The sequence below is a fragment of the Streptomyces sp. R21 genome (assembly GCF_041051975.1).
Classification (GTDB): domain Bacteria; phylum Actinomycetota; class Actinomycetes; order Streptomycetales; family Streptomycetaceae; genus Streptomyces.
The window spans coordinates 2,697,795-2,711,310 of the sequence record NZ_CP163435.1 but is presented as its reverse complement, the minus strand read 5'-3'; the positions used below and the strand labels follow the sequence as shown (position 1 = coordinate 2,711,310).

12 protein-coding genes are annotated in these 13,516 nt (G+C 69.9%); 8 read left to right on the top strand and 4 right to left on the bottom strand.

The window, feature by feature from the left end:
• The first annotated feature begins 33 nt into the window (after positions 1 to 33).
• The 5 genes from AB5J56_RS12160 to AB5J56_RS12140 all read left to right on the top strand — a co-directional run bounded on the left by AB5J56_RS12160 (position 34) and on the right by AB5J56_RS12140 (position 4,996).
• On the top strand, positions 34 to 1,077 hold the full coding sequence (locus tag AB5J56_RS12160; RefSeq protein ID WP_369232715.1) for a carbon-nitrogen hydrolase family protein: 1,044 nt from the start codon (positions 34 to 36) through the stop codon (positions 1,075 to 1,077).
• On the top strand, positions 1,074 to 2,186 hold the full coding sequence (locus AB5J56_RS12155) for a cupin domain-containing protein (RefSeq protein ID WP_369232714.1): 1,113 nt from the start codon (positions 1,074 to 1,076) through the stop codon (positions 2,184 to 2,186). The genes AB5J56_RS12160 and AB5J56_RS12155 overlap by 4 nt, the downstream gene beginning before the upstream one ends.
• A 176-nt stretch (positions 2,187 to 2,362) precedes the next feature.
• On the top strand, positions 2,363 to 3,268 hold the full coding sequence (locus tag AB5J56_RS12150) for a fumarylacetoacetate hydrolase family protein (protein ID WP_369232713.1): 906 nt from the start codon (positions 2,363 to 2,365) through the stop codon (positions 3,266 to 3,268).
• A gap of 90 nt (positions 3,269 to 3,358) precedes the next feature.
• Positions 3,359 to 4,099, top strand: coding sequence for an Asp/Glu racemase (locus AB5J56_RS12145; protein ID WP_369242507.1), 741 nt, complete (start codon positions 3,359 to 3,361; stop codon positions 4,097 to 4,099).
• Between the two features lie 81 nt (positions 4,100 to 4,180).
• Positions 4,181 to 4,996 (top strand): PaaX family transcriptional regulator C-terminal domain-containing protein, encoded by an 816-nt coding sequence (locus AB5J56_RS12140; RefSeq protein WP_369232712.1) that lies wholly within the window; start codon positions 4,181 to 4,183, stop codon positions 4,994 to 4,996.
• 85 nt (positions 4,997 to 5,081) lie between these two features.
• On the opposite strand, the gene AB5J56_RS12135 is transcribed toward AB5J56_RS12140, so the two are convergent.
• The 4 genes from AB5J56_RS12135 to AB5J56_RS12120 form a co-directional block, all read right to left on the bottom strand.
• Positions 5,082 to 6,611 carry a helix-turn-helix domain-containing protein gene (locus AB5J56_RS12135; protein ID WP_369232711.1) on the bottom strand — a complete coding sequence of 510 codons (1,530 nt, stop codon included), beginning with the start codon at positions 6,609 to 6,611 and terminating at the stop codon, positions 5,082 to 5,084.
• 62 nt (positions 6,612 to 6,673) lie between these two features.
• Entirely contained in the window at positions 6,674 to 6,871 is a 198-nt protein-coding gene (locus tag AB5J56_RS12130; RefSeq protein WP_369232710.1) for a DUF4236 domain-containing protein, read from the bottom strand.
• Between the two features lie 165 nt (positions 6,872 to 7,036).
• Entirely contained in the window at positions 7,037 to 7,798 is a 762-nt protein-coding gene (locus tag AB5J56_RS12125) for an SDR family oxidoreductase (RefSeq protein ID WP_369232709.1), read from the bottom strand.
• An 11-nt stretch (positions 7,799 to 7,809) separates the two neighbouring features.
• On the bottom strand, positions 7,810 to 8,277 hold the full coding sequence (locus AB5J56_RS12120) for an ester cyclase (RefSeq protein WP_369232708.1): 468 nt from the start codon (positions 8,275 to 8,277) through the stop codon (positions 7,810 to 7,812).
• Between the two features lie 299 nt (positions 8,278 to 8,576).
• Between AB5J56_RS12120 and acnA the strand changes: the two genes are divergently transcribed.
• The 3 genes from acnA (at position 8,577) to AB5J56_RS12105 (ending at position 13,414) form a co-directional block, all read left to right on the top strand.
• Positions 8,577 to 11,291, top strand: a complete 2,715-nt coding sequence (acnA, locus tag AB5J56_RS12115) for an aconitate hydratase AcnA (RefSeq protein ID WP_369232707.1) — start codon at positions 8,577 to 8,579, stop codon at positions 11,289 to 11,291.
• Positions 11,292 to 11,432: 141 nt separating this feature from the next.
• Positions 11,433 to 11,876: a DNA-binding response regulator gene (locus AB5J56_RS12110; RefSeq protein ID WP_369232706.1), complete on the top strand. Its 444-nt coding sequence runs from the start codon at positions 11,433 to 11,435 to the stop codon at positions 11,874 to 11,876.
• Positions 11,873 to 13,414, top strand: coding sequence for a sensor histidine kinase (locus tag AB5J56_RS12105; protein ID WP_369232705.1), 1,542 nt, complete (start codon positions 11,873 to 11,875; stop codon positions 13,412 to 13,414). The genes AB5J56_RS12110 and AB5J56_RS12105 overlap by 4 nt, the downstream gene beginning before the upstream one ends.
• Positions 13,415 to 13,516: the final 102 nt, after the last annotated feature.

Here is a 13,516-nt window from a genome sequence, read left to right as displayed (position 1 = left end):
CGCCCCGGGCAACCCAGGTCCCAGGAGGAACCCGTGGACAGCTTTCCCCGCTTCACCGCCGCCGCGGTCCAGGCCGCCCCCGTCTACCTCGACCCGGCCGCCACCGTCGACAAGGCGATCGCGCTCATCGAGGAGGCCGCCCGCAACGGAGCCTCGCTCGTCGTCCTGCCCGAGGTGTTCGTCCCGGGCTACCCGTACTGGAACTGGACGATGAACCCCGTCCAGGGCTCCCCCTGGTTCGAACGCCTCTACCGCGCCTCCGTCGACATACCCGGGCCGCACGTGGACGCGCTGCGTGCGGCCGCCCGCCGGCACAAGGTCGTCGTCGTGATCGGCGTCAACGAACGCGGACCGCACAGCCTGGGCGTCCTCTACAACACCCTTCTCACCATCGGTCCGGACGGGCAACTGCTGGGCGTGCACCGCAAGTTGGTGCCCACCTGGGCGGAGAAGCTCACCTGGACCGGCGGCGACGGCAGCTCCCTGCGCGTCCACGAGACCCCGATCGGACCCCTGGGCGTGCTGGCCTGCGGGGAGAACACCAACACGCTCGCCCGCTTCACGCTGCTCGCGCAGGGCGAACTCGTCCACGCCGCAAGCTACATCGCGCTGCCGGTCGCCCCCGAGGACTACGACATGGCGGACGCCATCGCGGTACGCACCGCCGCCCACAGCTTCGAGGGCAAGGTCTTCTCCGTCGTCTCCTGCTCGACGATCTCACCGGAGATCGTCGACACCGTCGCCGGCGACGACGAAGAGGTACGGCGCATGCTCGCCCGCCCCCGCAGCGCGCTGTCGGGCATCTTCGGTCCCGACGGCAGGCCGGTGACCGAACCCCTCGTGGACGACGAGGGAATCGTCTACGCCGAGATCGACCTCGCCAAGTGCATCCAGCCCAAGCAGATGCACGACATCGTCGGCCACTACAACCGCTTCGACGTCTTCCGGCTCCACGTCGACAACACCCCCCGCACCCCGGTGACCTTCACCGCCGACCCCCGACGGCAGCCCACGGACCACAACTGGGCCCCGCTGCCCGCCGACGGCACCGACACCACCAAGGAGGACGACGCATGACCACCGCACACGACGACAGCCGGCTCGGGCGGGCACGGGTCAGTGACACCCCCGAACTCACCGCCTACTACGGCGAACTCGCCGAACGGGACGCAGGCGCGCTGTGGACCGTCGCCAATGACATCGAACCCTGGTACCCGCAGCCGAAGTCCGTCCCCGTCCTGTGGCGGTACGAGGAGCTGCGCCCCCTGGTGCGCAAGGCGCTGGACCTGGTCAAGGCCGACGACGCCGGCCGGCGCGTGGTGATGCTCGTCAACCCCGGCCGCAAGGACGTCAGCGCCGCCGTCGGACTGCTGTACACCGGCCTGCAGATCATGGGCCCCGGCGAGGCCATGACCGCCCACCGCCACCAGGCTGCCGCACTGCGCTTCGTGCACGAGGGCACCGGCGCATGGACCGTCGTCGACGGCCAGAAGCTGAGGGTCGGCCCGCGCGACTTCGCCATCACCCCCAACGGCACCTGGCACGAGCACGGCAACGAGTCCGACGACGGCCCGGTCATCTGGCAGGACGGCCTCGACATCCCCCTCGTCAACGCCCTCGACGCCGGGTTCTACGAAGTCCATCCCGAGCTCTACCAGAAGCCCGGAAAGGTCATCAACTCCTCCGTGCTCACCTACGGCGCCAACCTGCTGCCGTACGGCATGGAGAAGTGGACCCGCCCCTACTCCCCGCTGCTCGCCTACCCCTGGGAGCAGACCTACGACGCTCTGCGCAACCTGGCCCGGGCAACCGAAGGGTCCCCCTACGACGGCGTGATCGCGGAGTACACCGACCCCGTCACCGGCGGCTCCGTCATGCCCACCATGGGCGCGCACATGCAGCTGCTGCGCCCCGGCCAGGCCACCCGGGCCCACCGGCACACCGGCTCGGTGATCTACACCGTGGCCAAGGGCCGCGGGGAGTCGGTGATCGCAGGCAAGCGGTTCGCCTGGCAGGAGGGCGACATCTTCTGCGTCCCCTCCTGGGCCTGGCACGAGCACCACAACCTCGACCAGGGCGAGGACGCCTGCCTCTTCTCGTTCAACGACTTCCCCGTCATGCGCTCGCTCGGCTTCTGGCGGGAAGAGGCCTGCACCGACAACGGAGGGCACCAGCCCACCGCCTAGCCGCGTCCACCGCCGCCCGCCCTGACACCGGTGCGGTGACGGCCGCGCGACCGAGGGCGGCCGTCACCGCACCGCGCCGCCCCCGGTTCCGAGGCGGTGGCGAGGAGACCTGACCCCCTCGCCACCGCCTCACCCTCCCCGACTGCCCCTTGGCCCCCTTCCCCTAGGAGACCCCCATGCATCTGATGACCTACCGTCTCGGCGACGGCCCCGCGCGCCTCGGCGCCCGGATCGACGACAGCGTGGCCGACCTGGCCACCCTGGCCGCCTTCCACGGTGAGGAACTGCCGCAGGACCTGCTGTCCCTGGTCCGGGCCGGCGCCGCCGCGCAGGACACCGCCCGGCGCCTGCTCGCCACCGACGGTGCCGTCTGGCCGGCCGAGGCCACCCACCGGCTGGACGACGTCACGCTGGAAGCCCCGCTGCGGCCCGGCAAGATCATCGGTGTCGGCCTGAACTACGTCGAACACGTCGAGGAGTCCAGCCGCAGCCTCGACACCGACAGGCAACTGCCCCCGAGGCCGGTCCTGTTCAGCAAGCCGTCCACCGCTGTGACCGGCCCCGGCCGGCCGATCCTGCACAACGCCGACCTCACCGAGCAGCTGGACTGGGAGTGCGAGCTGGCCGTGGTCATCGGCCGCACCGCCTTCCGCGTCAGCGAGGACGACGCCTTCGACCATGTCTTCGGCTACAGCATCGTCAACGACATCAGTGCCCGCGACCAGCGCCGCTCAGGACAGTGGTTCTTCTCCAAGGGGCAGGATTCCTACGCCCCGTTCGGCCCCGCGATCGTCACCACCGACGACCTCGCCGACCCCATGTCCCTCGACCTCGAACTGCGGGTCAACGGCGTGACCAAGCAGAAGTCGAACACCCGCCACATGCTCTTCCCGATCGCCCGGCTCATCGCCGACATCAGCTCCGGCGTCACCTTGGAACCCGGCGACGTCATCGCCACCGGTTCCCCCTCCGGGGTCGGCGCCGGCATGGTCCCGCCGCAGTTCCTCGTGCCCGGTGACACGGTCGAGGCCACCGTCGAGGGCATCGGCACGCTCACCAACCCCGTCGTCGACGCCCGCTGACGCGCCGCACCCCGCCACGCCCACCAGGAGAATCCCTTGGCCTCACGCACATACCGGATCGGCCAGATCGTTCCGAGTTCCAACGTCACCATGGAGAGCGAGGTGCCGGCCATCCTGCGCGCGCGGGAGACCGTCGCGCCGGAACGCTTCACCTTCCACTCCAGCCGGATGCGCATGACGCACGTCACGCCCGAGCAACTCAAGGCCATGGACGCCGACTCCGACCGGTGCGCCCTGGAACTCTCCGACGCCCACGTGGACGTACTCGGTTACGCCTGCCTGGTCGCCATCATGAGCATGGGCCCGGGTTACCACCGCACCTCCGAGGAGCGCCTGCACGGCCGTACCGCCGAGAACGGAGCCCCGGCGCCGGTCGTCACCAGCGCCGGCGCGCTCGTCCACGGCCTGCACACACTCGGTGCCAGGAAGATCGCCCTTCTCGCCCCCTACATGCGCCCCCTGACGCGGACCGTCGTCGACTACCTCACGCAGGAGGGCATCGAGGTCCTGGACTACGAGGCGCTGGAGATCCCCAACAACCTCGATGTGGCCGCGCACGATCCGGCGAAGCTGCCCGGCCTGGCCCGCGCGCTCGACCACGCCGACGCGGACGCGGTCGTGCTGTCCGCCTGTGTCCAGATGCCCTCCCTGGGTGCCGTCGAGGAGGCCGAGCAGCTGCTGGGCAAGCCCGTGGTCTCCGCGGCGATCTGCACCGCCCACCAGATGCTGCGGGCGCTCGGGCTTCCCGCGGTGGCCCCCGGGGCGGGACATCTGCTCTCCGGAGCCTTCGCGCAGGCGCCGTTCGGACCCGCCTCCACCAGCGGGGAATGACCCGGACAGGGAAACCGGCCGACCCGGGAGCGGGGCCGCAGCTCGATAGGATCGCCACCGCACACGACGGAAGGCGATCAGGTGGACAGCCCCATTCGGCCAAGCTCCCTCATCAACACGGTCTACGGAGCATTCGTCCGGGGGCTCGGCGGGTGGATCTCCATCGCCAGCCTGATCGTGCTGATGGGGGAGCTCGACGTGGACAGTCAGGCGGTGCGCTCCGCGATCTCCCGGTTGAAGAAGCGCGGGGTGCTCGTGCCCGAGCGCCGCTCAGGCACGGGGTACAGCCTCAGCCCCGCGATGCACCCCGTCTTCGACGAGGGAGACCGCCGCATCTTCGAGAGCCTCGAGCCCGCCGCGCTGGAAGACGGCTGGGTCATGGCGGTCTTCTCCGTACCCGAGTCCGAGCGCACCTTCCGCTACCAGCTGCGCACCCGGCTGACCTGGCTCGGCTTCGGCAACATGGCGCCGGGTGTCTGGCTGGCGCCGGCCCGGCTGCTGGAACCGACCAGGGCCACACTGGAGCGCCTCGGCCTCAGCGACTACGTCCACCTGTTCGCCTCCCGGTACGCCGCCTTCAGCGACCTGCGCACCACCGTGAGCACGTGGTGGGACTTCCCCGCGATCGAGGCCCAGTACGCGGACTTCACCGACACCTACCTTCCGGTCCTGCGGTCCATGGAGAAGCAGAAGGACATCGACGCCGGACAGGCGTTCCGGCACTACGTCCCCATGGTCACGCAATGGCGACGCCTGCCCTACCTCGACCCGGGTCTCCCGGCCGAACTGCTTCCCGACGACTGGAACGCGGTGGCAGCCCGTCAGCTCTTCCAGCAGCTGCACGGCGTCCTGGCCGCACCGAGCCTGGAGCATGTACGCAAAGTGACATCCTCCTGAGCCGCAACCCGCCTCTTGGCAGGACCAGTCCGCGCAGGACCAGTCCGCTCAGGACGCGAGAGCGACGGCCTGTCTCCGCGGGACCTCAGATGTCCCGGAAGATCTCGATCTGCGCCCCGATCGAGTTCAGCCGCTCCGCCAGGTCCTCGTACCCGCGGTTGATGACGTACACGTTCCGCAGGACGGACGTGCCCTCGGCGGCCATCATCGCCAGCAGGACGACCACGGCGGGCCGCAGTGCGGGCGGGCACATCATCTCGGCGGCGCGCCAGCGGGTCGGACCCTCGACCAGGACCCGGTGCGGGTCGAGGAGTTGGAGGCGGCCGCCGAGGCGGTTGAGGTCCGTGAGGTAGATCGCGCGGTTGTCGTAGACCCAGTCGTGGATGAGGGTCTTGCCCTGCGCGGAGGCCGCGATGGCCGCGAAGAACGGGACGTTGTCGATGTTCAGGCCCGGGAACGGCATCGGGTGGATCTTGTCGATCGGCGCCTCCAGCTTGGAGGGGCGGACCGTCAGGTCGATCAGCCGTGTACGGCCGTTGTCGGCGAAGTACTCCGGGGTGCGGTCGTGGTCGAGGCCCATCTCCTCCAGGACCGCGAGCTCGATCTCCAGGAACTCGATCGGCACCCGGCGCACGGTGAGCTCCGACTCGGTGACCACCGCGGCGGCGAGCAGGCTCATCGCCTCGACCGGGTCCTCGGAGGGGGAGTAGTCCACGTCGACGTCGATGTTCGGCACGCCGTGCACGGTGAGCGTGGTGGTGCCGATGCCCTCGACCCGTACTCCCAGGGCCTCCAGGAAGAAGCACAGGTCCTGGACCATGTAGTTCGAGGAAGCGTTGCGGATGATCGTCACACCCGCGTGCCGCGCGGCCGCCAGCAGCGCGTTCTCGGTCACCGTGTCGCCGCGCTCGGTCAGCACGATCGGGCGGTCGGGGGAGACGGACCGGTCGACCTGCGCGTGGTAGAGCCCCTCGGTCGCCGCGATGTCCAGGCCGAAGCGGCGCAGCGCGATCATGTGCGGCTCGATCGTCCGCGTGCCGAGGTCGCAGCCGCCCGCGTAGGGCAGCTTGAAGCTGTCCATGCGGTGCAGCAGCGGGCCGAGGAACATGATGATCGAGCGGGTGCGGATGGCCGCCTCGGCGTCGATCGCCGCCATGTCCAGCTCGGCCGGCGGCACGATCTCCAGGTCGACGCCCTCGTTGATCCAACGGGTGCGTACGCCGATCGAGCCGAGTACCTCCAGAAGGCGGTACACCTCCTCGATGCGGGCGACCCGGCGCAGCACCGTGCGCCCCTTGTTGAGGAGCGTCGCGCACAGCAGTGCCACACACGCGTTCTTGCTGGTCTTCACGTCGATGGAGCCGGACAACCGACGTCCACCGACCACGCGCAGGTGCATCGGACCCGCGTACCCGAGCGAGACGATCTCGCTGTCCAGCGCTTCACCGATTCGAGCGATCATCTCAAGGCTGATGTTCTGGTTGCCGCGCTCGATGCGATTGACGGCACTCTGACTGGTGCCGAGTGCCTCGGCGAGCTGTGACTGTGTCCAGCCCCGGTGCTGCCGGGCGTCACGGATGAGCTTGCCGATGCGTACGAGGTAATCGTCTGCCATGAGGTTGAGGCTATCTCAGATATGAGATGGCGCATCCCGGGGGGCGTTCGGGTGACGGCCCGTCAATGATGCCTGGTGCTACGGGTGCGGCGCCATCCGAAAGGTCCGGGCAAATCCATCGATGTCGTACGACGTCCTGAACTGCTGCGCGTGTGTCGCGGGCCGCGCCCGCTGCCGGTGGTGAGGGACCAGGAACCTTTGTTGATGTTCAGCCGTACTCCGGGAAGAATTCGGAAGCTCTTGCGGAACGTGAGCGGCATCTGCGCCTCCCTGTGAGGGTTGTCCGGTGGCTAGGTCCCGCCCGGGTACCCCGACTTGGCTCGCTGATGGCACCTCGGGCGCACATACGACAAGGCCCCACCACGCGGGTGGGGCCTTGTCGGGTACCGGAGCGCCGGGTGTGTCGGGTGTCGGGTGCCGGGGGTTCATCCGGCGAGCTGCAGGCCCCCGTCCACGGGAAGCGTGACCCCGTTGGCGAACGCGTTCTCCAGCAGGCACATCACCGCGTGGGCCACCTCCTCCGGTTGGCCGACCCGGCCGACCGGGTTGCTCTGCGACGCGTCCGCGAAGACCTGGTCGCGCACCGCGGGGTCGTACGGGTCCCAGTACGGCGTGTCGATGACGCCGGGGGCCACCATGTTGACCCGGATCGGCGCCAGCTCCCGGACCAGCACGCGGCCCAGCGCGTGCACGGCGAGGTTAGCGGCGGCGACGACGCCGAGACCGGGCCCGGTGAGCCAGCCGGCCGTGCCGGACATCAGCACCACCGAGCCGTCGGCCGCGAGTCCGGGCAGTGCGTGACGCACGCTCAGCAGCTGGCCGAAGAACTTCGTGTCCATCGAGTGGCGTGCCTGCGCGAGATCGATCTGCGCGACCGGGCCCATGGCGATGTCGCCGGCCGAGCAGACCAGGTGGTCGAGGGGTCCGGCCTCGGCGAAGAAGTCACGCACCGACTCCTCGTCGCCGATGTCCACGACCAGGCCGCGGGCGGCGTCGCCTAGCTCCTGTTCGGCCGCGGCCAGCTTCTCCTTGTTCCGCGATCCGATGGTGACGCGGCCCCCTCGCCGGATCACCGCCTCGGCCACCGCGAGGCCTATCCCGGACGATCCGCCGATCACCACGGTGTGGCGGCCGTCCAGCGGACTCCCGGCGGTGGGCTGTTCGGGACGGGTGAAATCGACTGTCATCTCGATCCTCCTCAGGCCAGCTGCTTCGCGAGGGTCGCCTCGTCGTAGTACGTGGTCTCGTCGACCAGGACCTCGCCGTCGAAGTGGAAGATGGTCAGCACGTCCAGGGACATCCGCTTGCCGCGGTTGGGGATGCCGCGCCAGTCGGCTGCCTGGGTGCCGGCGATCCGGCCCTCCAGGAACACCGCGTCGGGGGCGTGGTGGAACTTGATCAGCTCGTGGTCCATGTCGGGGAAGGCCCGGTGCAGTTCGTCGAAGTAGCCGCGCACCGCGTCGTCGCCGTCGAGGAGCACCTCGTCGAACGGCATCATGATGTAACGGGCGCCGCGGGCGAACGTGGCCAGCACACCGTCCACATCCTGCGCGAACTCGGCCAGCGCGTGCCGCGCGATCAGCTCCTCACGCTTCGCGCGCAGCGCGGCGTCGGGCAGCGGCCGGTCGGCTCCGGGGAACTCCAGCTCCTGTGCGGGCGCGTTCATCAGGCCTTCCTCCCTGTCGGTGGCCCGTGGGGCGGCTCACCTGTGGTCGCACATCGGCACGCGAGGGTGCCGCGGACGACCGCAGGCTAGGAAGACCCGCTGGTGCCGCGCTTAAGCCCGGGCATGACCATCCGGCCCCCATGTACTAGAGTTATCTCGACATCGAGATATCTGCCGAGGCGCCCCGCAGTCGCCACCCTGGTAAGGGTTACCTAACTTAGCCTGACCTCAGCGGAATGGCCAAGACGTCGTGGCGGCAGGATGCGGTGGGTACGCGCACATCAATGAAGGAGACTGTCGTGTCGGCGAACAGCTTCGACGCCCGCAGCACGCTGCAGGTGGGCGACGAGTCGTACGAGATCTTCCGGCTGGACAAGGTGGAAGGCTCGGCTCGCCTTCCGTACAGCCTGAAGGTGCTGCTGGAGAACCTGCTCCGCACGGAGGACGGCGCGAACATCACCGCCGACCACATCCGGGCCCTCGGAGGCTGGGACTCGCAGGCGCAGCCCAGCCAGGAGATCCAGTTCACGCCCGCCCGCGTGATCATGCAGGACTTCACCGGCGTGCCCTGCGTCGTGGACCTCGCCACCATGCGCGAGGCCGTCAAGGAGCTCGGCGGCGACCCGGCGAAGGTCAACCCGCTCTCCCCGGCCGAGCTGGTCATCGACCACTCCGTCATCGCCGACAAGTTCGGCACCAACGACGCGTTCGCGCAGAACGTCGAGCTGGAGTACGGCCGCAACAAGGAGCGCTACCAGTTCCTGCGCTGGGGCCAGACCGCCTTCGACGACTTCAAGGTCGTCCCGCCGGGCACCGGCATCGTCCACCAGGTGAACATCGAGCACCTCGCTCGTACGGTCATGGTCCGGGGCGGTCAGGCCTACCCCGACACCCTGGTCGGCACCGACTCGCACACCACGATGGTCAACGGCCTGGGCGTCCTGGGCTGGGGCGTCGGCGGCATCGAGGCCGAGGCCGCGATGCTCGGCCAGCCGGTCTCGATGCTCATCCCGCGCGTCGTCGGCTTCAAGCTGACCGGTGAGCTCAAGCCGGGCACGACCGCCACCGACCTGGTGCTCACGATCACCGAGATGCTGCGTAAGCACGGCGTCGTCGGCAAGTTCGTCGAGTTCTACGGCGAGGGTGTCGCCGCCACCTCGCTCGCCAACCGCGCCACCATCGGCAACATGTCGCCGGAGTTCGGCTCCACGGCCGCGATCTTCCCGATCGACGGCGAGACCATCAAGTACCTGAAGCTGACGGGCCGCGACGCCCAGCAGCTCGCGCTCGTCGAGGCGTACGCCAAGGAGCAGGGCCTCTGGCTCGACCCGGCCGCCGAGCCCGACTTCTCCGAGAAGCTGGAGCTGGACCTCTCGACGGTCGTCCCGTCGATCGCCGGCCCGAAGCGCCCGCAGGACCGCATCGTCCTCGCGAACGCCGCGCAGCAGTTCGCGCTGGACGTCCGCAACTACGTGGACGAGGACGACGAGGCGGGCAAGGAGTCCTTCCCGGCCTCCGACGCCCCGGCCTCCACCAACGGTGTGCCGACCCGCCCGACCCTGGTCACGGCCCCCGACGGCTCGACCTACGAGATCGACCACGGTGCGGTGACGGTCGCGGCCATCACCTCCTGCACCAACACCTCGAACCCGTACGTCATGGTCGCCGCCGCGCTCGTCGCGAAGAAGGCCGTGGAGAAGGGCCTGACCCGCAAGCCGTGGGTCAAGACCACCCTCGCCCCGGGCTCCAAGGTCGTCACCGACTACTTCGACAAGGCGGGGCTCACCCCCTACCTCGACAAGGTCGGCTTCAACCTCGTCGGCTACGGCTGCACCACCTGCATCGGCAACTCGGGCCCGCTGCCCGAGGAGGTCTCGAAGGCGGTCAACGAGCACGACCTGGCGGTCACGTCGGTCCTCTCCGGCAACCGCAACTTCGAGGGCCGGATCAACCCCGACGTCAAGATGAACTACCTGGCCTCCCCGCCGCTGGTCGTCGCGTACGCCCTCGCGGGATCCATGAAGGTGGACATCACCAAGGACGCGCTCGGCACCGACCAGGACGGCAAGCCGGTCTTCCTGGCCGACATCTGGCCCTCCGAGGCCGAGGTCAACGACGTCGTGGCGAACGCCATCGGCGAGGACATGTTCAACAAGTCCTACGCCGACGTCTTCGCGGGCGACGCCCAGTGGCAGGCGCTGCCGATCCCGACCGGCAACACCTTCGAGTGGGACGCGGAGTCGACGTACGTCCGCAAGCCCCCCTACTTCGAGGGCATGACGATGGAGACCACCCCGGTCTCCGACATCGCCGGCGCGCGCGTCCTCGCCAAGCTGGGCGACTCGGTCACCACCGACCACATCTCCCCGGCCGGTGCGATCAAGGCCGACACCCCGGCGGGCAAGTACCTGACGGAGCACGGCGTCGAGCGCCGCGACTTCAACTCGTACGGCTCCCGTCGCGGTAACCACGAGGTCATGATCCGCGGCACGTTCGCCAACATCCGCCTGCGCAACCAGATCGCGCCGGGCACCGAGGGCGGCTTCACCCGCGACTTCACCCAGGCCGACGCGCCGGTGTCGTTCATCTACGACGCCTCGCGCAACTACATCGAGCAGGGCATCCCGCTGGCCATCCTGGCCGGCAAGGAATACGGCTCCGGCTCGTCCCGCGACTGGGCCGCCAAGGGCACCGCGCTGCTCGGCGTCAAGGCCGTCATCGCCGAGTCGTACGAGCGCATCCACCGCTCGAACCTCATCGGCATGGGCGTCCTGCCGCTCCAGTTCCCGGAGGGCGCGACCGCCGAGACCCTCGGCCTGACCGGCGAGGAGACCTTCTCCTTCACCGGCGTCGAGGAGCTGAACAACGGCACCACCCCGCGCACGGTCAAGGTCACCACCGACACCGGTGTCGAGTTCGACGCGGTCGTCCGCATCGACACCCCCGGTGAGGCGGACTACTACCGCAACGGCGGCATCATGCAGTACGTGCTGCGCAGCCTGATCCGCAAGTAGAAGTACGCGGTCCGGTACGGCAGTTGAAGGGCCGCACTCCTGGTGACAGGGGTGCGGCCCTTCGCCGTACCGTGATGTCCGCACGGCTGGGCCAAAGCCGGAACACAGGATTCCCCCAGGCCACCGGGACACGATCGGCACATGTCCGGCACCCGAAGCGATCGTGTCCGTGTCCTGATCGTCGACGACGAGCCCACGCTCACCGAGCTGCTGTCCGTGGCCGTCACCGAGGCGGGCTGGCGGCCCTACCCGGCGGCGGACGGACACAGCGCGCCGCACTTGGCCGTGCTCGGCGATCTCGTACTGGCCGAGGAGACCCGCGAAGTACACCGCGACGGTACGGCGATCCAGCTCACCGCCAAGGAGTTCGAGCTGCTCGGCCTGCTGCTGAGCCACCCCCGCCAGGTGCTGAGCAAGGCCCGGATCCTGGCCCATGTGTGGAGCAGCTCCTTCGACGCCGGCGGGAACCTCGTCGAGGTGTACATCTCCAGCCTGCGCCGGAAGATCGACAAGGGGCGCGCGCCGATGATCCACACCGTGCGCGGGGTCGGGTACGCCATCAGGCCGCCGGAGGACGGGAGATGAGCGCCCGGCACTCCGGCCGCCGGCTGCGGGCCCGGCTGGGCGGGCGGTCCCTGCGCACCCGGTTGCTGGTCTTCGTCGGCGCCACGCTGGTCGCCGTCTGCGCCGCCCTGGCGCTCACCACGATCTTCGCCCAACGCGCCTATCTGCTGGGCAACCTGGACGAGCGCGTCACCGACGCGGCCGAGCGCAGCCAGGGCGGTCTGCAGCGCCGGGAGGGCCAGGAGTCCGACACCGACCTCGGGTTCCTGAACGAGCGGGGGCAGGCCGTGGGCACGCTGGCCGCCCGGTTCGACGACGGGCACATCAGCGCCGCCGAGGTCGTCACCCGGGACGGCGGCCAGCAGGTGCTGAGCAGCCGTCAGCGGGCGGCCCTCGCGGGCGTCACCACCGACGGCACCCTGCACACGCTCACCGTCCCGGGCCTCGGCACCTACCGCGTGACCGCCCTGGCGGGCGACGGCGTACCCGTCCTCGCCGGGCTCCCGATGGACGACGTACAGGACATGATCAGCGGCCTGGTCGTGGTCGAGGCCGTGGTGGCCGCCGTGGGCCTGACGGCCGCGGGCTTCGTCTGCGTCGTCGTCATCCGGCGCCAGCTGCGCCCGCTGGGCCGGGTCGCCGCCACCGCCGTCGAGGTGTCCCGCTCCCCGCTCGGCCACGGCGAGGTCACCGCGCTGACCCGGGTGCCCGACCGCGACACCGACCCGGGCAGCGAGGCGGGCCAGGTCGGTGCCGCGCTCAACCGGATGATCGACCACGTGGAGTCCTCGCTCGCGGAGCGGCAGCGGGGCGAGGAGGAGATGCGCCGCAGCGAGGAACGGATGCGGCGCTTCCTCGCCGACGCCAGCCACGAACTCCGTACGCCGCTCGCCTCCATCGCCGGATACGCGGAACTCATGAACCGGGGCACCGAACGGATCGAACCGGACCTGGCCTGGCGCCGTGTCCTGGCCGAGTCGGCGCGGATGACCGGGCTCGTCGAGGATCTGCTGCTGCTTGCCCGGCTCGACGAGGGGCGGTCGCTGCGGTCCGCCGAGGTGGATCTCGCCTCGCTCGTCGCGGAGGCGGTGTGGGACGCGCGGGCCGCGGGGGAGGGGTACAACTGGCAGCTGGCGCTGCTGCTCGACACCCCGGCGCTGGTCGTCGGCGACGAGGCCCGGCTGCACCAGGTGGTGGCCAACCTGTTGGCCAACGCTCGTATGCACACACCTGTTGGCACGACGGTCATCGCCTCGGTGGAGGCGACGGACACGCACTGTGTCATCCGCGTACGGGACGACGGCCCGGGCATCCCGCCCGCGCTCCTCCCCACGGTCTTCGAACGCTTCACCCGCGCCGACGCGTCGCGCTCCCGCACCACGGGCCGGGAGGGCGGCTCGGGCCTGGGCCTCGCCATCGCCGAGGCGATCACGACAGCGCACGGTGGCCGCATCCACGTGGAGAGCGTCCCCGGCCGCACGGAGTTCACGATCGCGCTGCCGGCGACGGGCGACTCCGGCCGGCCGTCGCCCGCGTGTACGTCGACGGCGTCCGTCTGACCGCACGGGTCGGCGGTCAGCCGCTGTGCCGCTGCCCTGGCAGACGGGCCTGTTCCCGCTTCAGTTCGGTGAGTGCGCCTCGACTCGTGCAGGCACAACTGA